The following is a 26382-nucleotide window of genomic DNA, read 5'->3' as shown; positions in this document are numbered from 1 at the left end:
TTACTAAGGTTCTGAGGTTCTAAGTTTTTATTTTAAAGATTCTGAGATTCTAAGTTGCTAAGCTTCTAAGTTTTTTTTCTTAGTATCTTATAATCTTAGCAATTTATTCTCTCAAATTTCATTGATGATTAAAACTCTTTTTTTTTAGTCTCCAAGTTTTTCAGAAATCTAAAATTCTAAGCTTTTTTACTTAGTCTCGTAGAATCTTAGTCTCTTAGCGACTTTTAATTTATACTTCAAAAGTATGTCGGTTTTTACTCTTTTAAAATTAAATGATACTGAGTTGTTGATTTTGGTTACTGAATTGTTTTTTTTAAAGATTCTGAGGTTCTGAGATGCTAAGGTTCTAAGTTTTTTTCCTTAGAACCTCAGAACCTTAATATCTTAGAACCTTTAACAAGAACTACAAGTTTTTCAACTGATTCTCATTTTTATTCTGGCTGATTGTCCAGAAGAAACCTACGAAGAAAAATCTGTCTGCTGTCGGAATTACAGCTTGTCTTTGATAAACTCCGCTTGCGTCTGGCGTTCTGGCATAATCGTATCCGAAAACGTTCTGTGTTCCTAAAAGGTTTGAAACTGAGAAATAAAGGATTTTTTGTGTTGTCAATAAGTACGCCCAGTTGAAACTCAAACTATTGTACGATTTTGTTTTTCCATTCATAAATTGTGTTTGATTCGGATCATTGTACGGACGTCCCGAACTGAAACTATTTGTAAATCCGATTTGTGATTTCCAATCTGTGATAAAATATTTGGTTACAACAGATAGATTATGATTGGCAACAAAACTCGGAGTTACCATACTTGGAAAGTTTTTATACTGTCTTTCTGAATCGATGTAAGAATATGAAATCCAATATTCTAAGTTTTTGTACAGATTACTGTCTCTCCAAAGCAAATCGAAACCTTTTGCATATCCCGATCCGTTGTTATTGAAAACCGAATTGTATTGAATATCTCTTGTATCGTACTGAACTAAATTGCTATAATCTTTATAATACAACTCTGTTCTAAGCAATTGTCCAGGTTTTGTAAACGTATAATTTAAAATATAATGTCTTGCTTTTTCACTTTCAAATTGATGGTATTTTGAATATTTAATATAATCTACAACCGGCGTCTGCGTAAAATCTCCGTAAGCAAAAGAGAATTGACTGCTTTTTGACACTTTATACCCCAATGAAGCTCTCGGCGCAATATTATTTTCATTTAATAAACTATTGTTTGAATATCTTAAACCAACTTTTAAAGCTAAATTTTTAGAAAATGCAATATCTCCTTCTGCATACGATGCGAAAATATTAGAGTCGTAACCGTTATTAACATTAAGAGAAGCATTGTCGGTAATATTTTCATTGAATTTTGTAATGAAATAATCGGCACCAAAAGAAAATTTAAAATAGTTTGATACTTTTTTTGACAATTTCAATTTTAGCTGTGCAGCATTTTCTTGACTGTCTATTCCAGTAATATCATATTTCAATTTATTTTTACTGTAACCATAACTAATTCCAGAAGTTAATTGCCATCCTGGTCCAATACTTCCTTTGTAAGACGAATTTAAATAGAAGTTATTGTTGTTCATATCCGTTCTAATCGGATTTTCAAAATTGATGTTTTTCTGATTTAAATCGAATCTTTCTGAATCAAAAGAAGCATATAATTTAAATACTCCGTTTGTAAATTTATATCTATAAACAGTCTCTCCTCCAAGCGATTGATACGGATTATTCCAATCTACGTTTTGCGGAATTACAGCTTGATAAGGCGCTAGATTTACATACATCGCATTAACACTCAATGAGCTTTTTTCCCATTTCTGAGTATTTCCTAAACTCAAACCAACCGTCATAAATCCGATATCTGTTTTTTCGTGATCTTCTTCGTCATTTGTATTCAAAAGCAAAACACTCGACAATGCTTCGCCGTATTCTGCAGAATAACCTCCTGTAGAAAATGCGATTCCGCTAAACAAGAAAGGAGAAAAACGGCTTCGAGTTGGTAAATTATTTGTAGTTGCACCGTATGGTTGCGCTACACGAATTCCGTCTACAAATGTTTGTGTTTCATTTGCTTCTCCTCCACGTACAAACAAACGTCCGTCTTCACCCACACTTTGAGTTCCTGGCAAAGTCTGCAAAGCTGCCACAATATTTCCAGCTGAACCTGCAGTTGTTACAATGTCAAGTGGTTTTAAAACAGAAACTCTTGCTTTCTCTCCAGATTCAAGAGTTCCAGCGGTAATAACAACTGCATCTAATGCATTTACGTTTTCTCTTAGTTTTACGGTTTGATCTTTATAATTCGCAACATCAATTTCTTGTTTGAATGTTTCAAAAAGTAAAAAACTAACCACTAAAAATTTATTTCCAGTTTCTGTAGTTTCAAAAGAAAAATCTCCTGTTTCAGAACTTGTTGCTCCGTCGTAAGTTCCGTCAATATAAATATTAGCGCCTGCAACTGGTTTCCCTTTTTGGTCTACAACTTTTCCCGAAATAGTATTCTGAGCAAAAATTAAAGCTGTAAAAAATAAAAAGCTAATGGTAAAAAATAATTTGGTTTTCATATCATCTTTGGTTTTGATGAGGCAAATATATTTTAACATTAAACGTTAAAAAATATATAATAACCCAATTGTAGAATTTCGAGGATGAGTTGTAAATGACTAATTTGTATCTTAGCTAGGAATTCCAAAAAATTACCATTTATGTCAGAAAGCACTAGAATTTCAAATTTATATCAATCCATTTATAATGGAAATCCTTGGTTAGAAGTAAACCTAGCCAACACTTTACAAAATGTAACCGCAGAACAAGCTTACAGAAAAATAAATCCAAATTTAAATACGATTTGGGAAATTGTAAATCATTTAATTCAATGGAGAAGAAATATTTTGGAGCGTATGCAGGGAGAAGTGATCAAAACTCCAGATCATAATTATTTCGTTCCTGTCTTAGATCCGTCTGAAGTTGCTTGGGAACAATCGCTTCAAACATTAGCAAAATCACAAGATTCTTGGACTGCTTTTTTTGAAAATTTTGATGATGCTGATTTAGCCAAAATCTATGTTAATAATGGTCATACTTATTATGAACACATTCACGGAATTATTCAGCATGATGTATATCATTTGGGACAGATTGTTATTTTGAAGAAATTACTTTAAACTTCATTTATGAAAAAACTACTTTTTGTTTTCAGTTTTTTATCTTTTACGTTAATCGGATTTTCTCAAGAAACCGAAGCAAAATACGACGAAGCTCTAGCAAAATCACTTCACGCCGACGAATACGGAATGAAGAAATATGTCTTTTGTCTTTTAAAATCTGGAAGTAATACAACCGTTTCGAAAGAAGAAAGCAAAAAGCTTTTTGAAGGCCATATGGCTAATATTAACAAACTTGCTAAAGAAGGGAAACTTTCTGTTGCTGGCCCTTTTATGAAAAATGACCGAAATTATCGTGGCATTTATATTTTTAATGTCGAAACGGTAGAAGAAGCCAAAAAACTTGTTGAAACTGATCCTGCTATAAAAGCCAATTTACTTGAAGCCGAGTTAACGCCTTGGTACTGCACAGCAGCATTGCAGGAGATTCCAAAAATGCACGATAAAATTGCTAAGACGAAAATGTAAATTTTATTCTATACTATCTATACATTCTTGATTTTCTTATGATAAACAAAATATCTATTCGTTGCTCTTTATTCAGTTTTCTTCTGATTGCTTTTTTTCAGTTAAGTTGTGCAGGAAAAAATAATACTGATATATCTGAGGAAACTAATCTAATTGTAAAAAAGATAGAAAAAATAAATGTTTTGATGGGATCTGCTGTAGGTTATGGCGGAAATAGACCTGAACAATATGATAATTTTGAAGAATTAAAAAAAACTGCTTCACAAGAAGAATTATTGCAATTAACCAAACATTCGAATGCAGTTGTGCGTTGTTATTCTTTTTGGGCTTTAGGCAATTACAAAAATTTTGATTTGTTTTCGTTAGTAAAAGATCATATTAATGACGATGCTCCAGTAAAAACGCAATTTGGCTGTATAATTTCAACCGAAAAAGTAGGCGATTTTTTCATTAATCTTGTAAATCCTGAGAATGAGAATTCTGAGATTAGGCAACTAACTAAGAAGGAATTTTCGAAACTAGAAACTATCTTAATCAATCAAGAAAACAGTCTTTATGCTTTAAATAATGCAATTGAAAGCGCAACGCCAACGAAAGCTTTATATCCTAAATTACGCGCTTTAGTTATAAAAAAACATAACCAAAGCGCTTTAGTTACTTTATCTAAATATAAAAACCCAAATGATATTGAGCTCATTCTTACCAATAGAGAGAAAGAGCTAGACGATGATGGCGAAAGTGGCTACTTTTATACTTATAAAGCCATTCAAAATTTTCCCGATCCGCATTTCTTTCCTTTTTTAGAAAAGAGGTTATACGAAACTTTAGATAATGATCATTTTTCTAATGAATGGTTAGAAATGTATGCCGCAATTGCTGCTTACAAAGATGCAAAAGCATTAGAATTATTAAAAATTCCTTTTACAAAAGTTCAGCATCAAAACATTAAAGAATATCATATCAAGTTTGTTTACGAAGGCATTTTAGTAAATCCATCTCCATTATATGATGATTTGTTGTGGAAAATTTGGCAAGAAGAACATATTATTACCTTGGAAGGATTTACATATTTACTGCAATTGAATAGTGGTAAAACTTTAGAGTTTTCTAAAAAGGAACTTATGCCGAATTATCAGATAAAAAACACAAAATCAACTGCGAGATTCACTCAGGGAATATTCACTGAAAATCTCGAAGAAACTATGCTGAATTTTTTATTAATTAATGACAAACCATTTACTTACAAAATTCTAAAAGAAAAAATTGCAACGGCCTATGTCAATGATTTCGAAATTTATTGTGCAAAAGTTTTAGAACTGGGTGATAAATCTTTCGCAGAAAGTCTTTTTAAAAGACTAAAAAATGAAGGCAATCCGCATGTTTATCTCCAAATCGTAGAAACACTAATTTCTTTTAAAGACAAAGCTATTAACGAAAGAATTCTAGAAGTTAGAAAGCAAAATAAAAATATGAATGTAGATTGGGGAAGTTATTCCTTAAATGCAATCCTCGAAAAAAACAACATTAAATAATGAAAACAGAAAAAGAAAAAATGATCTCTGGCGAATATTACAATGCTTTTGATCCTGAACTATTTAAAGGTCGCAGAAATGCTAAAAATCTTTTGCATAGTTTAAATGTAAAAGAATATAGAGTTACCAAAAAGGCAAAAGAAATTTTAAAAGAACTGATTCCAAATGCTGGAGCAGGTTTATATATTGAGCCTCCTTTTCATTGCGATTATGGTTATAATATTTTTTGTGGAGAAAACGTTTATTTTAATGTGAATTGTGTTGTTTTGGATTGTGCTCCTGTGAATATTGGTTCGAATGTATTCATTGCGCCAAACGTTCAAATTTATACGGCATCTCATCCGCTTGACGCTGAATTGAGAAAAACACTCGAAAATGCTTATCCCGTTACCATTGGCGACGATTGCTGGATTGGCGGAAATTCGGTTATCTGTCCTGGAGTGACAATTGGAAAAGGTTGTGTTATTGGCGCTGGATCTGTTGTAACAAAAGACATTCCAGACAATTCACTTGCTGTTGGAAATCCAGCAAAAGTTATTAGAAAATTAAATCAAGAACCTGAACAAGAAAAATAATGCTTACCCTTAATAAAGTCCATCATATTGCCATTTTGTGCTCCGATTACGAAAAATCGAAATATTTCTACACGCAGATTTTAGGTCTGACTATTATTAGAGAAATTTATCGTGAAGAACGCCAATCTTATAAGTTAGATTTGGCTTTAAATGGTTCTTATGTTGTCGAATTATTTTCATTTCCTAATCCGCCGCAACGACCTTCAAGACCTGAAGCTGTTGGTTTACGCCATTTGGCTTTTGAAGTTATCAATCTAGAAGAAACGATTGCTTTTTTAACTTCAAAAAATATCGAATCAGAACCAATCAGAATTGATGAAACTACCGAAAAACGTTTCACTTTTATTGCTGATCCTGATTTATTGCCGATTGAGTTTTATGAGCGCTAAGCTCTTGCCACAAAGACACTAAGACACGAAGATTTTATCTCATTTTTGTCATTTCGACGAAGGAGAAATCTTCGTTACTAGATCGACAAAGATTGTCAATTTTGATTGCGGAATTACTTGCGAAGATTTCTCCTTCGTCGAAATGACAAACTTTGGCTTTAACCATCCATTTAAGAAAAAAACTTCGTGTCTTAGCGCCTTTGTGGTAAGCCTTCTCTTGAATGATTTTTCTTCCTTATATCGATTTTAACACACTAAAATCAAGATTTATTATAAAAAAACCAATTTTGATGCTTAATTTTGTAATCCGCATAAAAAAAGTGCGGAATCAAATTTACTTCTGATGAACAAAACGGCGCAAATCAAAAAAAATCATCAATTCATTAAATTCCGAAAATTAGTTATTGTTTCTATTTTAATTGGTTTTCTTTCAGCCTTTCTCGGAATTTCACTCAAAAAAATCACAGAATATTACGAAGAGATTTTCTTTCATGAAGTTTCAGTTCATCCATTCTTTTACATTATTTTCCCTGTTTTCGGATTATCTGTAATTTATTTTCTAAGACAATATCTTTTCAAGAAAAAAGAAAATAAAGGAATTAAAGAAGTTTTTGAAAGCACACAAACTAAAAAAAATCTTCCATCTTATAAAATTCCATCTCACTTTATAAACGGATTATTGACTGTTATTTTTGGAGGTTCGACCGGAATCGAAGTTTCTACCGTTGTTGCTACAGCTACAATTGGTTCTGTGGCTCACGAAAAAGAAAATGTTTTCCGTCAATACAAAACAGAATTAATTTGCGCAGGAGTTGCAGCTGGTGTTACGGCACTTTTCAGCAGTCCGATTGCGGGCGTTTTATTTGCTTTTGAAGTCATTTCCAGAAAAGTTACTCGTGCTTTTGTTATTTCCAATTTAATCGCCGTTTCAATAGCTTTTGGATTATTGACGATTTTAAAAGAAGAACCTTTATTTGCGGTTTCCATTACAACATGGCATTTAAAAGCGATTCCTTATTTCATTCTTTTAGGAATTCTAGCTGGAATGAATTCGGTTTATTTAACTAAATGTGTTTTATTCATTAAATCACAATTCGGAAAAATCAACAAACACTATTATAAAATCATTATCGGATCTGCGGTCTTAAGTGTTTCACTTTTCTTTTTCCCTCAATTATACGGAGAAGGTTATCATGCTATAAAAGGAATTTTCGGAACTTCGAATCAGCTTCCTTTAACTATAACTCTAGCTTTAAGTTTTATTGCAATATTGATTTTAAAACCAATTGTAACTTCAATTACGCTTGCTTCTGGTGGTGACGGAGGTGTTTTTGCTCCAAGCTTATTTATCGGAGCATTTTTAGGATTATTATTGGCTTCTGTTTTAAATACTTTCTTTCATGTAAATGTAATTCCAGTGAACTTTATGATTATCGGAATGGCAGCTGTTTTGAGCGCTAGTATTCATGCGCCTTTTACAGCCATTTTCTTAGTTTGCGGATTGACAAATGATTATACCTTGTTTTTTCCAATTTTAGCAGTTTGTCTGATTTCAAAATATACAGCAAAAGCAATTTATCCTTACACTGTTTACAGTTATTCGCCAAGTTTGGTTAAATAATTGAAGATTTATAAAACAGTAATAAACAGCGAAAGCAAAGTGTATTTAAAAACATAACGAACAAAAAAACATCATATTACCAACTATGCCTGTTCAAAAAATAAAAAGAAGCTACAGAAAGACACGTTACATTTTATACAAAGAAACTTTAGTAGATTATAAAGAACATTTTTGGTCATTTTTAGGGTCTTTTGTCGGCATTGGAATTCTCGCTTATCTTGAATCTTCTCATTTTTATGGTCCTGATGCCGTTTTCTTAATAGGCTCTTTTGGAGCTTCAAGCGTTTTGGTTTACGGAATAATTCAAAGTCCGTTTTCTCAGCCTCGTAATTTAATTGGAGGTCATTTGATTTCAGCTTTTATTGGCGTTACCGTTGGCAAACTGGTTCCTGATATTGTCTGGTTAACGGCTCCGCTTGCTGTTTCGCTTTCGATAATTTTCATGCAGATTACCAAAACGCTCCATCCGCCGGGAGGAGCTACAGCTTTGATTGCTGTTACAGGTTCTGCCCAAATAAAAGGCTTGGGATATATGTATGTAATTTCGCCTGTTTTAACTGGAGTTCTGATTTTATTTGTAACGGCTCTCATTTTTAATAATATGACTTCAAGCAGAAGTTATCCGAGTCATAGTACTTATCATAAACATTATCATAAAATTCGAAAAAGAATTACTGGGAAGTAATTTTATGTCTTTCCTGCAAGGTTTTAAAAAACCTTGTAGGTATAACTTTAAATATAATTACAAACCTACAAGGTTTTGGAAACCTTGCAAGATCTCCAATCCAAAACAACAGTAAATCAAAAGATTAAAATCTTTTCAACAAATCGTAATTCAAAATTCGTATTTCGTTTTTTATATTTTACCTTTGACCTCTCAATAAAAACAAAGATTATGGTTTATAAATTTAGAGTTATTCTAGACGCCGAAGAAGATATTTTTAGAGACATCGCAATTCTTGAGGAAGATACACTTGAGGATTTACACAATGCAATCTTCAACGCTTTTGGTTTTGACGGATCAGAAGTAGCATCATTCTACACTTGTGATGACACTTGGAATCAGGAAGATGAAATTCCGCTTTTTGATACTGGAGATGTTCCTGGCGAAATAAGAACCATGAACGATTACCCATTATCTAGTATCTTAGACAAAGAAAATACTAAAATCATTTACGTTTACGATTTCATCAGCATGTGGACTTTCTTAGTTGAATTGGCTGCAATCGAAGATGAAGCTGTTGGAGCAACTTACCCAGAAACTTTGTTTTCTCACGGAGAAATGCCTTCAGACGCTATCGAAAAAAACTTCGAAGCCGATGATATGCACAATGATATCTACGGAGAATTTGAGGATGACTTAGACGAAGATGATCTTGATATGTTCGAAGGAGACGACAGCTTCGAAGATTATGGATTTGAGGAGAATTGGAATTAATTTTTGAGGTTCTAAGGTTCTGAGATGCTAAGGCTCTAAGGTCTTTGCTTTGACAGACTTTTCTTATTTTTATACTAAATTTAAAAATAAGAAAAGAGCAATTTTAGAACTTTATTGGTCTGGCAAAAATCGATGGCTTTGACGACCAAAATTTATTTTTCAACAAACAATTTTCCCAAAGAAGAAATCTTCGGATTAACTTCACAAATTAGACGCAGTTCAATTTCTATCCCGAGTAATATTGCAGAAGGATTTGGTCGAGAAAGCGATAAAGAACTTTTACGTTTTTTAAACATTTCTGTAGGATCATTATTTGAAATGCAGACTCAATTAGAAATAGCAAAAAACATATCTTATTTAAAAGAATACGATTTTAACAACTTATATGAGGACAGTCGCGAAATAGAACGAATGTTAGTTTCTTTTATCAAAAAAATAAAAGAAAGAAACTAAACCTTAGTACCTTAGCTTCTCAGAACCTCAGAACCTATATACACATGATAAATCTTTTCAATACCCACATCGACACGCTTTCGATACACCGCGTAGGAAACAAGAGCCGTAACGAAGCTATTTTTTTATCAGAGCAGCCATTTAATCTTAACGATGAGATTGTTCCTTTGATAAAAGAGTTCTTTTTTAAGCCTTTTAGAGAAAAAGAAGAAAACTATTATCAGTTTGCACACGAAGTGGACTTGGATTACAATGACATGTTTAAATACGCAACAGAGATTTTTGCTAATCCAGCGAATATACATGAGATTTCGAAAAACATTACTAAACATTTATACGAACAATCAAATCATCCGCACATTAAAAATGGTGAGGTTTATGTAACGTATTTAACCAATCTGAGTATTGATAATAATGTTGTTGATGCTATCGGAATTTTCAAAAGCGAATTGCAAGCTGACTTTTTACAATTTGAAGAAAAGGAAAGCAACCTTGAAATGATTCTGCAACAAGGAATCAACTTGAATAAATTAGACAAAGGATGTTTGATTTTCAACTACAAAAAAGAAGAAGGATACAAAATTTTGACTGTTGATAGTAACCGTTATGATGCGCGTTACTGGTTAGAGCACTTTTTATCTGTTGACGCATTTGAAGATGAAAATTTCATCACTAAAAAATATTTAAAATTCTGTCAAAACTTTGCCAAAGATGTTGTTTTGCCAGCAGAAGATAAGAAAGAGGAAGTAATGTTTATGAACCGATCTGTGAATTATTTCGCTAAAAATGATCAGTTCGAAGAGCAGAATTTCTTGAATGAAGTACTAGATAATCCTGATTTGATTCCTGAATTTAAAAACTATAAAGTTGATAAAGGAGAAAAATACAGCATCGAAGATGTTACATCATTCCCTATTGCCAACGCAGCAGTTTCTGACGCTAGAAAATCGATTAAAAATGTGATTAATTTAGATACTCACATTCAAATCAAAATGGATTTTATTAATCCAGAAAGTGCAGAAAAATTTGTTGAAAAAGGCTGGGATGAAGAAAAACAAATGTATTACTACTTAGTTTACTTCAACAAAGAAGAGAAAAGCTAAGAAGTTTTCATTTTCTATTACTTACTTAAAACAGAAAACGGCAGTTACGTTTGTAACTGCCGTTTTTTATTTGCTTAAATTCTTTCTAAAATAAAGAAAAAATTGCTTTTAGAATATCGTCATAAACTTTTTTGTCTTTCTCGCCTGCTCTCGCCAAGACCCGAATTCCAGAATAATTATTAAAGATAAAACGCGCTAACGATCTAGCTTCTTGTTTATCTGAAATCTGACCAGACTTCTGCCCTTTTTCTACTGCATTACAAAAAATATCTTCAACAGCTTTTTGGTTATCGTGAACGATTTTTCCAATTTCAGGGTCGTGCATCGCCAATTCAACCGCAGAATTTACCATAAAACAGCCTTTCGTAATGCGATCTTGAAGACTTTCTAAAACAGCTTGTTTGAAAATTTCAGTAATCGTTGTTCTAATATTCTCAGATTTTTCAAAAAGCTCTATTAGATTCTCCTGATTTTGCAGCTGATACCGCTTTAACGACTTAACAAAAAGTTTTTGCTTGTCACCAAAAGTATCGTAAAGACTAGAGCGACTTAATCCTAAATGTGTCACCAAATCTTGCGCAGAAGTTCCGTTGTAACCTTTGTGCCAAAAAATTTCAATTGCTTTATCTAAAGCCTGATCTTCGTTAAATTCTTTTGTTCTAGCCATTGCTTTAAAATTAAAATCCTTTTCAAAGATACTAAAAATACGGAACAATCGTTCCTGAATTTGTCAAAAAAATTATAATACTGTATTTACAGTAAGTCCACCGTCAATAACAATTTCTGTCCCTGTAATGAATGAAGAATCGTCTGAAGCTAAGAAACTGATTGTTTTAGCAACTTCCGCAGCTTGTCCAAAACGTTTCAATAAAATTTTGTTTCCTAAAGCAGCTCCTAAACCTTCTACTTCTTCTTTTTCTAAACCAACTTTTCCATATAAAGGTGTTTCAATTGGACCAGGAGAAACCGCGTTTACTCTGATTTTTCTTCCTGCTAATTCAGCTGCAAAGATTCTGTTTAATGATAAAACTGCTGCTTTACTTGCTCCGTATACACTTGAACCAGGCATTCCTAATTGAGCATTTACAGAAGTATTAAAAATAATAGAACCACCATCATTTAAAATTGGTAATACTTTTTGAACAGTAAAATAAACTCCTTTTACATTCACGTTCATAATACTGTCATAATGATCTTCTGAAGCAGAATCTACTGGAGCAAAAGCTGCGATACCGGCATTCAAAAATAAAACATCAACTTTTCCGAATTGTGCTTTTACTTCTTCTACCAAACTGTCAATTGATTTTAAATCAGATTGATCTGCAACAATTCCGGTAACGTTCAATTCTGTTTCTGCTTTTGCTAAAGCTTCTTTGTTTCTTCCTGTTACAATTACTTTTGCTCCTTTTGAAGCTAAATCAGCTGCTGCTGCGTATCCTATTCCACTGTTTCCACCTGTAACTATTGCTACTTTGTTTTCTAAATTTTTCATTTTATTTGTTTTTTAAGTTATTGATTATTCAATTATTATGGTACAAAGATATAATAACGGAACGATCGTTCCGTTATTATTATTGTTAAAAATAAGTTAAAATTAAAAGCGCGTATTTTAAAGCCTTTATTTATAAGGGATTTAGTTATTTAACTATAAATGAAAGAAATCGTAAAATGTCTGAGATTCTTAATTTATCATTAATTTTGCATTAAAAATAAACTAAGATGGATATTCAATTTTTTAAAGAAAGTCCTTTCACTACCATAATCTCTTTTCATAAGCTAATTGAATCTTTTGAAGAAATTGCTTTGTCTGATGTTGATTACAGATCAAATTATGCCAAAGCGATTTTAGAACAAATTGAATTGATTCCGGAATTAAGGACAGGAATCCAAGATTATTCAGTAATCAAAAACAATGAAGCTTTAATCAAAAATATTTTAGCCGATTTATTTCCGACTGCATTAACGCATAACGAAATAAAAGCGGTTACCATTCCATTTCAAAATATCTCTTTTAATTATACTGAACGTTTCAAAAAAATTCTAAAAAACGCAGGAGACGAATTTTATATGGAAATTCGTGATTTTAGTGAACATCAATTTTACATCAATAACTGTTGTTTAATTTTAAGCTATTATTATAACCAACATATCGATTTTAACCAGCCTTTTTTCTACGATATTCCAGATGAACAAGGTGTTGAAAGACACTACCGCATTTTATACAATGCTGATTTTATGGAAATAATCCCAACTGAAAATTCTGTAGAACTAACGCAGCAAGATATCGACCAGCTTATTGACAATTATAATGATATCGATTTATGGAAATCTAAATTTCCTTCTGGAAGCTGGATTTTAAGAGGTTTCGGAATTGTTTCTCTTTTTGATGCTACTACCGAAAGCGCTATTTCGACTTTAAAAAGTAATTTGCTCAAACCAGGAGAAAAAACTGTTGCCACTGGTGAAGAAGTTTCTAATATTTTTCAGTCAATCTTTAATCTTCCTAATTTAAAAGTTGGTTTTATTGTCTATAATCCAGAAGAAGAAAAATTCCTCAGACCAGCAAAATACAATGACAAACTTATAAGCTATCTGCTTTCATCTGATCAGGAAATAGATTGCAAAAATGCTTTCTTTGGCTGTTCATTCGAAAATCTATTAGACAAAAAAGAGCCTTTTGTTATTTCTAATGTGAAAAAATTCACAGAAGAATCTGTGAACAAAAGACTTGGAGAGCATTTGTTAGCACAAAACATTCACAGCTGTATTTTTGCACCAATAATAAAAGACGGGCATTTATTAGGAGTTGTCGAATTGGTTTCTGAAAATCCGAGAGATTTAAATAGTGTAAATGCGACAAAATTAGAATTGGTTCTTCCGTATTTAACAGATACAATTGACCGATATAATACGGATATGCAACACCAAGTTGAAGCGATTATTCAACGTGAATACACGACAATTCATCCTAGTGTTTACTGGAAATTTAAGAAAGAGTCTCAGAACTACTTTCAAAATTTAAATCATACAAAAGATTATATTTTTAAGGAAATTGTTTTTAAAAATGTATTCCCGCTGTATGGACAAATTGACATCAAAGGTTCTTCTGAACATCGAAATGAAACGGTAAAAACAGATTTAAAAAGTCAGCTTTCTGCTCTTTTAGAAATTTTCGAAAATCAGGATTCGAATTCAAATTTAGTTCTTTTGGAACAAAGAAAGTTTGAATTGGAATCTCTCAGAAGCGAATTAGATTTCCCTCTAAAAGCAGATACTGAACAACACATTCAGCGTTATATTGAAGAAGAAATTCATCCGATACTTAAAAACACAAAAAGCAACCCTAAAAACGAACAATTAGAAAAACTTTACTTTGAAAGTCTGGACGAAAAAACAGGAATGTTTTATCAAGAAAGAAAGAAATTTGACAATGCAATGTCAATCATAAATAAAAGATTGGCAACGGTTTTAGATAAAAAACAAGTTGAAGCACAGCAGATTTACCCTCATTATTATGAGCGTTTTAAAACGGATGGTGTAGAACACAATCTATACATCGGAGCTTCAATTTCGCCAACAAAACCATTCGACATTATGTATTTGCATAATCTTCGTTTATGGCAATTACAGACTTTATGCGAAATGGAATTGGAACATCACGACCTTAAAGAATCACTTCCTTACGAATTGGATGTGACTTCGTTGATTTTAGTTTTCAGTTCTCCCCTTTCTATTCGCTTTAGAATGGACGAAAAACGTTTTGATGTTGATGGAACTTATAATGCACGATATGAAGTAGTTAAAAAACGTATAGACAAATCTCATATTAAAGGCACAACTGAACGAATTACTGAAAAAGAGAAAATTACAATTGTATATTCTCAAAATAGCGAAGAAGCAGAATACCTAAAATACATTAAATATCTACAGCATAAAAAAGTTTTGGAACCTGCTATTGAACAATTTGAGGTAGAAGATCTTCAAGGAGTTTCTGGTTTGAGAGCGATTCGCGTAAAAGTGATCAACAACAATGCAAAACCAGGTGTAAAAAAAATAACCTATCAAGATTTATTAGATGAGCTCAACTAACCAGTTGGGCTTTTTTTATATTTAAACACATAGAAACATAGATTTCGAAACTTTAAAGAGGCGTTTCACTTGCATCAATACACATAGTTATGTGTGAGAAACTAGTTTCTTTCTTAATCCTTTTTTGATAAAGAGAAAAAACTATGTTTCTACGTGTTTAAAATACTTCTGCAAAAAAAAAGAGCTTTGTCAAAGTTCCAAACTTTGACAAAGCTTTAATCGTAACAATATTTTCTAATTTTTTAAATCGATTTAAAAGCAATCACAAACGCAATTACGGTGATAATAATTCCGACCATAAAAAAGTTGTAGGCAATTCTGAGTAGATTGTATTTTCGCTGTAAAACCAAACCTAGATAATACAAATCTTTGATCATTGTAGAATACAGATAATCTCTGTCTTTCATCATTTCATTCATGGCCCAATCATAATCTTCTAAAGGCATTTTATAGAAATTTCCGAAGAACATTAAATTTACTTTTTTCGCTTCAACATCATCGCGAGTAAAAAAACCTGAAGTTACTTTTGGTCTTGTAGAAAGAATTGCAAAAATAATTGTGACAACACTCGACATCAGCATAATAAAAGTTGGAACAACTAAATGTGCATTTTTAGGACTATCCAATTTAGGTATAATTGAAGAGAGTGCAATCGAAATGATAATCGCATTTACAGATAAAAGAATATTTGCTTTACTATCTGCAATGCCGCTTAAGCGTGTATGATTCCCAAGTGTAACACGAAATAAAGTATCAATTCCGCGATCTGGTTTTTCTGTTTTATCTTTCTTTTTATTTTCTTCTTCGATTGCTGCGGCCGCTTTCAATTCTTGTTTATTTATTTTTTTCTGAATCAAAAGCAGATTTTTTTCTTTTAAAGGTTGCCATTTTCTTAGAGCATAGTCGGTATAAAATCGATGTTTATTCAATAAGAAATTCAAATTTTCTCTTGTCCATTCTGCATTTGAGAAGTTTACAATTCCAGTATTTTTCAATTCTAGTCGTAATAATTCGCAAGTTGTGGTATATTCAGTTCCCATTAAATGTGCGTAATCAGCATCTTTAATGATTTTTTCTAAATGCGTTTTAGGCTCATATTCTTTAGCTGTAGCTAAAATTAAACTCGAAACAAGAGCAATAAATTCTTCTGATTTTCCCTTTTCTTTTAAAAAATCTTCTGCAATTTTCACACTTTTACTTTCGTGGTTTTCGTAACCGTCAACATATCCCGTATCATGAAACCAAGCAGCAACTAAAAGTGCCTCTTTATCACCATCTCCGACATCTTCTTTTTTACAAAGTTCTTTTACCGCAGTAACCACTGTGAAAGTATGGTTAAAATTATGGTAAGAATATAAATTAGAAAGTTTATCTTTGAGTAAATTACTGACGAAATCTTCGGATTGTTCTATTAGATTCATAAAGAATATTTTTATACCACTAAATTATGAAATTGTTTTTGGATAATCATTTTATTGCCAAAATTAAAACTGGAACGGTTACTCTACTTCTACTTTTCCTAGTTTATTCTTGTGCAACTCACAAGCCCCAATACGGAAAAAATGTAAGCTCGATCGAGAATGAAAACGCAACAGATACCATAAAAATTGCGCATACTTTCTATCTTGTAGGTGATGCTGGAAATGCTGACGAAGAACAAGCACAGCAAACACTGGAACTTTTACATCAAAGACTGAAAAAAGCCAGTAAAAAATCGACTTTGCTTTTCTTGGGAGACAATATTTATCCTAAAGGTTTTCCGAGCGATAAAAAGTCTGGAGACAAGGCTTTAGCCGAAACAAAACTTACTAATCAATTAAAATTGGCCGATGGTTACAGAGGAAAAACCATCTTTATTCCAGGCAATCATGATTGGTACAGCGGTATTAAAGGTCTTGAATTACAAGCCGATTTTGTAACAAAACATCTAAATGACAAGAAAGCTTTTTTACCTAGAAAGTCTTGCCCGATAGAAGATGTGAAAATTGATAGTATTACAACGTTAGTAACTATCGATAGCGAATGGTTTCTAGAAGATTGGGATAATCATCCAACAATCAATGATAATTGCGAAATCAAAACCAGAGAAGCTTTTTTTGAAGAACTCGAAAACATTTTAAACAAAAATCAGGAGAAAACTGTTGTTCTGGCTATTCATCATCCTTTACTAAGCAACGGTACTCATGGTGGACAATTTTCATTAGAAAAACAATTATTCCCTTTAGAACAAAAAATTCCTTTACCAATTATTGGTTCGTTCATCAATTTATTACGAAAAACATCTGGTGTTAGTCCACAAGATATTCAGAACAAACAATATACAATTTACGCTAAGCGAATTAAAACACTTTTGCAAAAGCAGAAAAATGTTATTGTAGTTTCTGGCCACGATCATAACTTGCAGTACATTAGCAATGAAAATATTCAGCAAATTATAAGCGGTGCAGGATCTAAATCTGAAGCTGCCAGAGCTGTGCATGACAATGACTTCTCTTATGGTGGAAATGGTTATGTAAAACTGACTTTATTTAAAAGCGGTGATGCCAAAGTTTCATTCTATGGAAATGAAAACAATAAAGAAAAACTTCTTTTTGAACGTGAAATTATAAAAGCCAAAGAAATTAACTGGGCTTCAGATATTCCAAATAAATTTCCATCAAAAATTACAACTTCTATCTATTCGCCTAAAATGACAGATAAAAGTTGGTTTCATAGTTTCTTATTCGGAAAACATTACAGAAAATATTACAGTATGCCCATTGAAGCAAATGTTGCAACTGTTGATACGCTAAAAGGTGGACTGAAACCAATTCGCGAAGGCGGTGGACATCAATCGGTTTCTTTAAGAATGTCTGATCCTAAAGGGCGTGAATTTGTAATGCGTGGCATGAAAAAAAGTGCGACCGTATTTTTACAATCTGTTGCTTTTAAAGATCAATATGTGGTAAATGATTTCGAAGATACTTATACAGAAAGTTTCTTGTTTGATTTCTACACTACTTCTCATCCATATGCTCCATATGCAGTTGATGGTATGTCTAACAAAATTGGATTACTACATACAAATCCAATTCTATATTACATTCCACGACAAAATGGTTTGGGTGAGTTTAATGCAGGCTTTGGAGATCAATTGTATATGATTGAAGAAAGACCAGCTGATAATCATTTAGATGGCAAAAACTTTGGTAATCCAAGCAATATCATTGGCACAGATGACATGATGCTGAATCTCCATAAAGATGAAAAATATTCAGTTGATGAAAAAGAATATATAAAAGCTCGTTTGTTCGACATTTTAATTGGTGATTGGGACAGACATAGCGATCAATGGCGTTGGGCAGAATTTAAAAAGGATGGAAAAGTAATTTACAAACCTATTCCGCGCGACAGAGATCAAGCATTTGTAAAATATGATGGGGCTTTGCTTTCTATTTTAATGAATATTCCGGCATTGCGTCATATGAGAACTTTTAAGGATAAAATTGGCAATGTAAAATGGTTAAGCAGAGAACCTTATCCGATGGATTTGGCTTTCTTAAGAACCTCAGATCAAAAAGATTGGATTGAACAGGCAAAATATATTCAAGATAATTTATCTGATGCTGATATCGAAAAGTCTTTTAAAAACATGCCAAAAGAAGTTCAGGATGAAACTGTCGATGAAATTATTCGAAAATTAAAAAACAGAAAAAAAGAACTTCAGAAATATGCTGCCATTTATGCTGATGTTTTAAGCAGAACGGTTATGATTGCCGGAACAGACAAAAAAGACAAATTTGTTCTAAATCATAATGCTAAAAAAAGTATAGAAATTCAGGTTTTCAGAAGTAAAAAAGAGGGAGACGATTTGCTTTACTCTAAAACAGTTACAGATGCCAAAACCAAAAATTTATGGATTTACGGCTTAGATGATAATGATATTTTTGAAGTAAAAGGCAATTACAAATCAAACATTAAGATTCGTTTAATTGGTGGACAAAACAATGATACTTATAATATCGAAAACGGAAGAAAAGTTATTGTTTACGATTTTAAATCAAAAGAGAACACCTATAATTTAGATTCTAAAACTCAGACTCAATTAACAGACGATTACGATGTTAACTTATACAACTATGAAAAACCGAAATACAATGTCGTTTCTGGGCTTCCAAACATTGGTTTTAACCCTGATGATGGAGTAAAAGTTGGTATTAATTTCAATTATACGGTGAACAATTTTAAACAAAATCCGTATACGCAAAGACATGTTTTAAATGCTTTTTATTATTTCGCAACGGGTGGTTTAGAGTTTAATTACGCTGCACATTTCCCTGGATTACTCGGAAAATGGGTTATTGATGTTGAATCTCTTTATACTACCCCAAATTTTGCCATGAATTATTTTGGCTACGGAAATGAAGCTCAATATGATGATGATTTAAGCATGGATTACAACCGTGTTCGAATCAGAAAATTTAATGCTTCTGGAGCTATCAGACACGTTGGAAGATATGGTAGCGAATTTAGCATTCAACCCATTTTCCAGAGAATGACGGTTGAAGAAACTGAGAATCGTTTTATCAATCTTCCGAATATTGTAAATCCAGATGTATTTAACAGTCAGAATTACGGAAGTTTGAAAGTAAAATATCTTTTCAAAAATTCAGATTTTGCAGCAAAACCAACTCTTGGAATGTTTTTTATGATTGCTGGAACATGGACAACCAATCTAGAGGAAACCAATAAAAACTTTCCAACTCTAGAAAGTGCTATAGGTTTTACACATAAAATTGACAAAACAGGAAAACTGATTTTAGCAAGTTATCTGAAAGGAAAAGCCATTTTTAATAATAATTATGAATTTTATCAAGGTGCAGCTTTAGGAGGAGATACAGATTTAAGAGGATTTAGAAACGAACGCTTTTTAGGAAATTCGTATTTTTCTCAAAGTTCTGATTTACGTTTAAGCCTGGGCAGAATAAGAAAAACAATTGCTCCTTTTACTTACGGAATTCTAGGCGGTTTTGATTACGGAAGAGTTTGGCTTGATGGCGAAGATTCTAAAAAATGGCACCACGATTACGGCGGCGGACTTTGGTTGAATGCAATCAACGTTTTAACTGCACGAATCTCATACTTTAAATCTCCTGACGAAATTGGAAGGGTGATTTTTGGAGCAGCATATAGTTTTTAAGTTCCTAAGGTTCTGAGATGCTAAGATTCTAAGTTTTTTTCTTAGATACGATAAAAAAAACAGCCATGCATTCATGGCTGTTTTTTTTGAAACTTAGTTCCTTAGAATCTTAGCATCTCAGTAACTTAGAGCTTAAATTCGTAGACCTTTCCTCCTATCTTATCGGCTTTTTCATCTGCGATCAAAAGGGTGTTATTATCTTTAAAAACGATGGCTTCTTTTTGAGAAAAATGATTTAGTTCTATTTGCGTATGAGTTCCTTTGTGAAATAAATCTCCTTTAAAACCTTTAAATAAAAGCACTTTATCATGACTAAGCAAGGCCACTTTTTTTCCGTCTGGACTAATTGTGGCGCTCGTTAAAACACAATGATTGTAATTACTACAAGTTTTAAACTCTCCTATTCTCACTGCTTTTTGAGTTCCTGCGACATTTTTTATTTTGTAGATAAACGCAGTTCCATCAAAACCTTTACTTCTGTTTTTGGTAAAAAGATAGAAATAACCATTGAATTCAAAGAAACCTTCTACATCATAAAACATTTCTTTTTTCTTTGGCGGAAATTCTTTTTGTTCAGGATACGAGAATGAAATTTTATATTCGGCTTTAGCCAAATCATTATTCAATTGATTTTTGGCAACTTTATAAATGCATAGATCTCTTCTTTCGTTGTCATTATTTCCGAAATCGCCTATGTAAATATTTCCTGTTTTATCTTTTGTAATATCTTCCCAATCTACATTTGTAGCGTTCGAAATAGTTATGGTTTTAGCTAATTTCCCTTTTGAATCAATAGCGTAGATAGCATTTTTGTTTCCGCTATCTTCCAAAGTATAAAGAATATTTGTTTCAGGAAAATAAGTAATTCCAGAAGACTCTTTTATTTTTTTTGGAAGCGAATAAAGCTCTTTTAAGTCAGAACTAGATTGTTGCTGACAAGCCAATAAAATTAAAGAAACGACTATTAAAAAAGATTTTTTCATAAGATTTATTTTTTTTTAGCCACAGCTTAAAAGAATTATAATGATTATAAAATCTTTTAATCTGTGAAATCTGTGGCAAAATACTTTTAAACTAAATGTGTGTTTTTAAAATTACGCGTAATAAATTCGAATGCTGCGTGCATAATATGTCCCATTGATTTTGCATTTTTAAACTTCATATCGTTTGTATATCTGTACAATTCCATTTTTAACTGCAATAAATGTTCTTGAGTCGAAATCGTGTCATGGCACATTATATTTAGTAATTTATTAATTCTGGTTTCTGCCGAATGGATACGTTTTGCCAAAATAGCTCTTTCTTCATCTTTATATTGAATAATTGAACGCTCTTCTAATTTCTCCTTAATCAATTGAATCATCGGAAAATTTTCTTTAAAAAACTGCGGGCGATAAACTTTGAAATTTCCCTCATAGCATTGCTGGTCAAAATCGATTGGGCGAATTTTATAAACTACCTGATCAAAATCGTGAATTGGAACAATTACATAATTGTAAGCACGCATATCGCCTAAAAGACGAATCATACAGCGTTCATTAAATTTTACAAACTCTTTAGCAATTTGCGCTTTTTCGGTTTCAGAACAGCTTTCTAATAAAGTATCCATAAAAACATCGCCTGGAATTCCGATAATATGCTCCTCGATCAAAGTGTCTTTATAAACTAAAAAATTGATTTTATCTGGCGAAAGAATATCTTCCAGTTCTAATCCATAAATCCTCGAAGCATCGGCTTTTTTAATGTAAAAATGAACGTAATTATCGTTCAGAATATTTCTAACTTTTATTCTAAAAGGTTTCGAATTTCCGAAAGTACAATAATCAATTGCATCGACATTTAGATACTGAATAATTTCACTATTTCCATCAGAATGCAAAAGCGAATAAATTTTCTTTAGGTTTAAATCAATTTCATTGCGTTCAAATTCGCCGTAATACACTCTAATCCAAAGTGTATCGGTGTCATTTTTATCATAAACATTTATGGAACCCGAAAAACGAAGCAGATCATCATAAAACACAGAAACCTTAGAAATACGCTCGTATCTTTCTAAATAACTTAAAAGTGGCTGTGTTAAAGGATAAGACGGTTTTTTTAAAACCATTAAAGGCTCGCTCATTTTGAATATCTTTAATACAAATTTACATCAATACGATTGAAAGTTAGAATTTAAAGTAACAAAAATCAAGTTGATTCGTCATACTAAAAACTAAAACCAGAAAAATTTGGAAACCATATTAACCATTGAGAATCTAAATAAAAGATACGGCCGAATTCAGGCTTTAAAAAATGTGTCTTTTACTATACAGAAAGGTCGTGTTTATGGCATTCTTGGCCCGAACGGCAGCGGAAAATCGACTACATTAGGTATTGTGCTTAATGTTGTAAATAAATCGTCTGGAAATTATAAATGGTTTGACGGAAAAGTAGAAACACATGAAGCCTTGAAAAAAGTTGGAGCAATTATAGAAAGACCCAATTTTTACCCATACATGACAGCAGAACAAAATTTGAAATTGGTTTGCAAAATCAAAAACATCAATTATTCTAAAGTAGCAGAAAAACTAGAATTAGTTGGTCTGGACGATAGAAAAGACAGCAAATTCAGTACTTTTTCTTTAGGAATGAAACAGCGTTTGGCAATTGCATCTGCCCTTTTAAACGACCCTGAAATTTTAATTTTAGATGAACCAACCAACGGATTAGATCCGCAAGGAATTCATCAGATTCGAGATATTATTAGAAAAATTGCTTCTCAAGGAACTACTATTTTGCTTGCTTCACATTTATTAGATGAAGTCGAAAAAGTTTGTTCTCAAGTAATTGTATTAAGAAAAGGCGAAATTTTATATTCTGGTCCTGTTGATGACATGGCTTCAAACGAAGGTTTTTTTGAAATTCAGTCTAATGACAATTTGCTATTAAAAACAGCTCTACAGGAACATTCTGCAATTGATCACGTTTCTGAAGAAGATGGAAAAGTTTTAGTTTATCTGAAATCTGAATTATCTGCTTCTGATTTAAATCAGTTTTTATTTTCCAAAAATATTGTTTTAAGCCATTTGGTAAGACGTAAAAACAGTTTAGAAGCTCAATTTTTAGAATTAACCAAAAATGCTACCGCTCAAAAAAACTAAACCATGAAAAGACTTCTTTCTATAGAATTGCAAAAAATCTGGATGAATAAAGCCAGTCGTATTTTAACCTTAACTTACTTTATATTACTTTCTTTTATAGCCTTAATTGCATCCATAAAATTTGATATTGGGCCATTTAAATTTCATTTAGCAGAAATGGGAATCTTTAATTTTCCTTTTATTTGGCATTTTAATACTTATGTAGCTGCTTGGTTAAAATTCTTTTTGGCGATTGTAATTGTTTCTATGATGGCTAATGAATATAGTTACGGAACTTTAAAACAAAATCTAATCGATGGATTAAGTAAAAAAGAATTTATACTTTCAAAATTCTTGACAGTAGTTTTATTCGCCTTCGGATCAACTGTTTTTATTTTTATCTTGAGCCTAATTTTAGGATTATTTTATTCTTCTTACACAGAGTTCAGCATTATATTTAGTGACTTAGATTACCTCTTAGCTTTCTTTGTAAAACTCACGGGTTTCTTTTCTTTTTGTTTATTTTTAGGAATTCTTGTAAAACGTTCTGCTTTTGCTTTGGGATTTCTTCTGGTTTGGAGTATTATCGAAGGAATTATAAAAGGAACTTTGGCATTTAAAATTTTCCCAGACAGCAATACAGATGAAAAAATAATGCAATTTCTGCCTTTAGAAGCAATGTCAAATCTAATTGTTAATCCTGGGCCAAGACTCTCTGTCGTTAAAAATATTGGTTCACAAATAGGAATTGAAACAGATATCGATTACAGTATAAACTATACGGCGATTTTTATTGTTCTAGCATGGACATTCATATTTATATCTTCTGCATACAAATTATTAAAAAATAGAGATTTATAGTATATTTGTTACTATGAATTATGTAAAAGTAATACTCCTTATCTGCCTTTTGCTTTGTATCGGGTCTAAAACCAGCGCCCAAAATATTTCTGTTGATCCAACTGTAACGCCAGATGTTTTAGTTAAAAATATTTTGATAAACAGCTCTTGTCTTAGTATAGATAATGTAAGTGCATCTGGAAATCCACTAGCAGGACAACAAAGCTATGGTTCTTTTACAGGAGGGAGTAATTTTCCATTTTCTACAGGACTTGTTTTAGCCACTTCTGCTAGCAAAAATGCCGAAGGACCATATAATCAAGCAACTTCTATAGGTGTAAAAGTATTTTCATGGAATGGCGATCCAGATTTAAATACCGCATTAGGAACTTCTACGAGTACACACGCAACAGTTTTAGAATTTGATTTTATACCATCTACTAATTCAATAAGCTTTAATTATTTTTTTGCTTCGAATGAGTACCAATCGTTTTACCCCTGTTCTTATTCAGACGGATTTGCTTTCCTAATTAAAGAAGTAGGAACAACAGATCCCTATAAAAATTTAGCCGTTCTACCTAACACAACTACTGCCGTTTCTGCAACGACTGTTCATCCAAAAATAAACAGTGCCGTTGTTGAAGGAACGCCAAAACCAGGATGTGAAGCAGTTAACGAAAACTATTTTAACGGCTATAATCCTGCGTCAAGCCCAATTAACTACGCAGGACAAACGGTAGTTATGAATGCTTCGACCGATGTTGTACCGAACAAAAAATATCATTTGAAATTGGTTGTCGCAGATGATTTAACTAGAAATTTTCCTTCAGCAGTTTTTATAGAAGGAGGCAGTTTTTTAAGCAAAATAAATTTTGGAAAAGACAGAACATTTGCCAACGATAATCCGGTTTGCTTTGGAGAAAATTTCGTTTTAGACACAAAATTAAATGGTGCTGATTACACTTTTAAATGGTATATAAAGGATGCTTCTAATAATTATGTTTTATTATCAGGCGCTACAACTCCTACTTATGCGGTGATTACGCCAGGAACATACAAAGTTGAAGCTACTTTAAATAGTGCTTCTTGTACAGCAACGGGAGAAATTTCAGTAGAATTTACCCAAGAAATTAAATCAACAAATACTTCTATATTACAATGTGACGATGATACTGACGGAATCACATTTTTTGATTTAACTAAAGTTGCTAATATTGTAAAAAACAACGTTTCTCAGATTACCAATCAAGGTTATTATGAAAGTTTGGCAAATGCAAGAAACAAGGTAAATCCAATTCTTAATCCAAAAAAATATTTTAATAAATATCCGAATCAGGTTGTTTATGCTCGAATTGAAAACACTTACGGCTGTTTTGCCACTCCACAAATTGCGCTTAATGTTTCTCCCTACATTATCCCCGATCAGCCTCCGTTTACAACATGCGATGAAGATCAAACCCAAGATGGTTTATATCAATTCAATCTAGCGGAACAAGTAACGCCTCAAATCACATCAACACTTCCTTCTGGGCTTGTTGTCAATTTCTTTTTAACGGCAGATGATGCTTTAGCAGAAACAAATCCTTTAGCTAATATCTTCAAAAATACTGTTCCCTTTAATCAAACCATTTATGTTAGAGCTATAAATGGCCCTGATTGTTATGATATTGCTCCTGTAGAACTGGTTGTACATACTTTTGATCCACCAAATTTTGAAGACGAAACCTTATATTTATGTAAAGGAGAAGAAATGAGTTTAACAGTTGCTTCTGGTTTTAAAACGTATCAATGGTCAAATGGTGAAACTAATAATTCGACAATAATTAATACTGCAGGAGATCATACAATTTCGGTAACCGACTCAAATGATTGTCAAAAAACAAAAACATTCAAAGTAATTTTATCTGAACCTGCTACTATCACAGGTGCTGACGTAAAAGATTTTTCCGGAATAGATAATTCTGTAAAAATTGTATATACTGGTGTAGGAGATTATGAATTTTCGCTTGACGGATCTGTTTTTCAAGACGATCCAACATTTACGCAAGTACGTCCAGGAATTTATAATGCGGTGGCTGTAGATAAACATGGCTGTGGTATTTCAAATTCATTTTTACTTTACGTATTAGACTATCCTCGTTTCTTTACTCCTAATGGAGATGGCTACAATGACCTTTGGACAATTCAGAATATAGATCAAATGCCGGATTACAGCGTTTCTATTTTTGACCGATATGGAAAATTATTAAAACAGATGAATCAAAACAGTTCTGGTTGGAATGGAATTTTCAACGGACATGAATTGCCTTCAGACGATTATTGGTTTACTCTTTTATTTGTCAACGGAAAGATAGTTAAAGGACATTTTTCATTAAAAAGATAACTTTTAATAAATTTCAATTTTTTA

At 32.1% G+C, this 26382-nt stretch carries 20 protein-coding genes and 1 pseudogene; 15 read left to right on the top strand and 6 right to left on the bottom strand.

The window, feature by feature from the left end; all coding sequences use genetic code 11:
• Positions 1–403 precede the first annotated feature (403 nt).
• Positions 404–2569: a TonB-dependent receptor gene (locus HNP35_RS07645; protein WP_184160010.1), complete on the bottom strand. Its 2166-nt coding sequence runs from the start codon at positions 2567–2569 to the stop codon at positions 404–406.
• 141 nt (positions 2570–2710) lie between these two features.
• On the opposite strand from HNP35_RS07645, the gene HNP35_RS07640 reads away from it, so the two are divergent.
• The 10 genes and pseudogenes from HNP35_RS07640 (at position 2711) to HNP35_RS07595 (ending at position 10748) form a co-directional block, all read left to right on the top strand.
• A complete protein-coding gene (locus HNP35_RS07640; protein ID WP_184160008.1) occupies positions 2711–3169 on the top strand; it encodes a DinB family protein in 459 nt (152 codons plus the stop codon).
• Between the two features lie 9 nt (positions 3170–3178).
• Entirely contained in the window at positions 3179–3637 is a 459-nt protein-coding gene (locus HNP35_RS07635; protein ID WP_184160006.1) for a YciI family protein, read from the top strand.
• 38 nt (positions 3638–3675) lie between these two features.
• Complete coding sequence (locus tag HNP35_RS07630) at positions 3676–5169, top strand: hypothetical protein (RefSeq protein ID WP_184160004.1); 1494 nt, start codon at positions 3676–3678, stop codon at positions 5167–5169.
• Entirely contained in the window at positions 5169–5744 is a 576-nt protein-coding gene (locus HNP35_RS07625) for a sugar O-acetyltransferase (protein WP_184160002.1), read from the top strand. The genes HNP35_RS07630 and HNP35_RS07625 overlap by 1 nt, the downstream gene beginning before the upstream one ends.
• On the top strand, positions 5744–6133 hold the full coding sequence (gene gloA2 / locus HNP35_RS07620) for an SMU1112c/YaeR family gloxylase I-like metalloprotein (RefSeq protein WP_111363319.1): 390 nt from the start codon (positions 5744–5746) through the stop codon (positions 6131–6133). Before HNP35_RS07625 ends, gloA2 begins: the two co-directional genes overlap by 1 nt.
• 343 nt (positions 6134–6476) lie before the next feature.
• The gene (locus tag HNP35_RS07615) at positions 6477–7754 is read left to right on the top strand and encodes a chloride channel protein (protein ID WP_184160000.1); all 1278 of its coding nucleotides are present in this window, start codon (positions 6477–6479) and stop codon (positions 7752–7754) included.
• A gap of 85 nt (positions 7755–7839) precedes the next feature.
• A complete protein-coding gene (locus HNP35_RS07610) occupies positions 7840–8439 on the top strand; it encodes an HPP family protein (protein WP_184159998.1) in 600 nt (199 codons plus the stop codon).
• A 210-nt stretch (positions 8440–8649) separates the two neighbouring features.
• Positions 8650–9192, top strand: coding sequence for an IS1096 element passenger TnpR family protein (locus HNP35_RS07605; RefSeq protein WP_091492080.1), 543 nt, complete (start codon positions 8650–8652; stop codon positions 9190–9192).
• A 96-nt stretch (positions 9193–9288) separates the two neighbouring features.
• Positions 9289–9645, top strand: a pseudogene (locus HNP35_RS07600) (four helix bundle protein); the annotation flags it as partial.
• A gap of 44 nt (positions 9646–9689) precedes the next feature.
• Positions 9690–10748, top strand: coding sequence for a nucleoid-associated protein (locus tag HNP35_RS07595; RefSeq protein WP_184159994.1), 1059 nt, complete (start codon positions 9690–9692; stop codon positions 10746–10748).
• Positions 10749–10833: 85 nt separating this feature from the next.
• On the opposite strand, the gene HNP35_RS07590 is transcribed toward HNP35_RS07595, so the two are convergent.
• Positions 10834–11415 carry a TetR/AcrR family transcriptional regulator gene (locus tag HNP35_RS07590; protein ID WP_184159992.1) on the bottom strand — a complete coding sequence of 194 codons (582 nt, stop codon included), beginning with the start codon at positions 11413–11415 and terminating at the stop codon, positions 10834–10836.
• A 72-nt stretch (positions 11416–11487) separates the two neighbouring features.
• Positions 11488–12240: an SDR family oxidoreductase gene (locus tag HNP35_RS07585; protein ID WP_184159990.1), complete on the bottom strand. Its 753-nt coding sequence runs from the start codon at positions 12238–12240 to the stop codon at positions 11488–11490.
• Between the two features lie 227 nt (positions 12241–12467).
• On the opposite strand from HNP35_RS07585, the gene HNP35_RS07580 reads away from it, so the two are divergent.
• A complete protein-coding gene (locus HNP35_RS07580; protein WP_184159988.1) occupies positions 12468–14837 on the top strand; it encodes a GAF domain-containing protein in 2370 nt (789 codons plus the stop codon).
• A gap of 242 nt (positions 14838–15079) precedes the next feature.
• Here the strand turns inward: HNP35_RS07580 and HNP35_RS07575 are convergent, their stop codons facing one another.
• Positions 15080–16258, bottom strand: coding sequence for a Pycsar system effector family protein (locus HNP35_RS07575; protein ID WP_184159986.1), 1179 nt, complete (start codon positions 16256–16258; stop codon positions 15080–15082).
• A gap of 26 nt (positions 16259–16284) precedes the next feature.
• Here HNP35_RS07575 and HNP35_RS07570 point away from each other — a divergent pair, with 26 nt between their 5' ends.
• The gene (locus tag HNP35_RS07570; protein ID WP_184159984.1) at positions 16285–20016 is read left to right on the top strand and encodes a metallophosphoesterase; all 3732 of its coding nucleotides are present in this window, start codon (positions 16285–16287) and stop codon (positions 20014–20016) included.
• Positions 20017–20141: 125 nt separating this feature from the next.
• Here HNP35_RS07570 and HNP35_RS07565 read toward each other — a convergent pair whose 3' ends face one another.
• Together HNP35_RS07565 and HNP35_RS07560 are read right to left on the bottom strand one after the other, a co-directional pair.
• Complete coding sequence (locus tag HNP35_RS07565) at positions 20142–20999, bottom strand: hypothetical protein (RefSeq protein ID WP_184159982.1); 858 nt, start codon at positions 20997–20999, stop codon at positions 20142–20144.
• Between the two features lie 86 nt (positions 21000–21085).
• Complete coding sequence (locus HNP35_RS07560) at positions 21086–22138, bottom strand: hypothetical protein (protein WP_184159980.1); 1053 nt, start codon at positions 22136–22138, stop codon at positions 21086–21088.
• Positions 22139–22244: 106 nt separating this feature from the next.
• On the opposite strand from HNP35_RS07560, the gene HNP35_RS07555 reads away from it, so the two are divergent.
• The 3 genes from HNP35_RS07555 to HNP35_RS07545 are packed head-to-tail and all read left to right on the top strand — an operon-like array spanning position 22245 to position 26358.
• The gene (locus HNP35_RS07555) at positions 22245–23156 is read left to right on the top strand and encodes an ABC transporter ATP-binding protein (RefSeq protein ID WP_184159978.1); all 912 of its coding nucleotides are present in this window, start codon (positions 22245–22247) and stop codon (positions 23154–23156) included.
• Between the two features lie 3 nt (positions 23157–23159).
• Entirely contained in the window at positions 23160–23996 is an 837-nt protein-coding gene (locus HNP35_RS07550; RefSeq protein ID WP_184159976.1) for an ABC transporter permease, read from the top strand.
• A gap of 13 nt (positions 23997–24009) precedes the next feature.
• Positions 24010–26358, top strand: coding sequence for a T9SS type B sorting domain-containing protein (locus HNP35_RS07545; RefSeq protein WP_184159975.1), 2349 nt, complete (start codon positions 24010–24012; stop codon positions 26356–26358).
• The last annotated feature ends 24 nt before the right edge of the window (positions 26359–26382 follow it).

The organism is Flavobacterium notoginsengisoli (assembly GCF_014207905.1).
GTDB classification, from domain to species: Bacteria; Bacteroidota; Bacteroidia; order Flavobacteriales; family Flavobacteriaceae; genus Flavobacterium; species Flavobacterium notoginsengisoli_A.
This window is presented reverse-complemented; position numbering and strand designations above follow the sequence as displayed.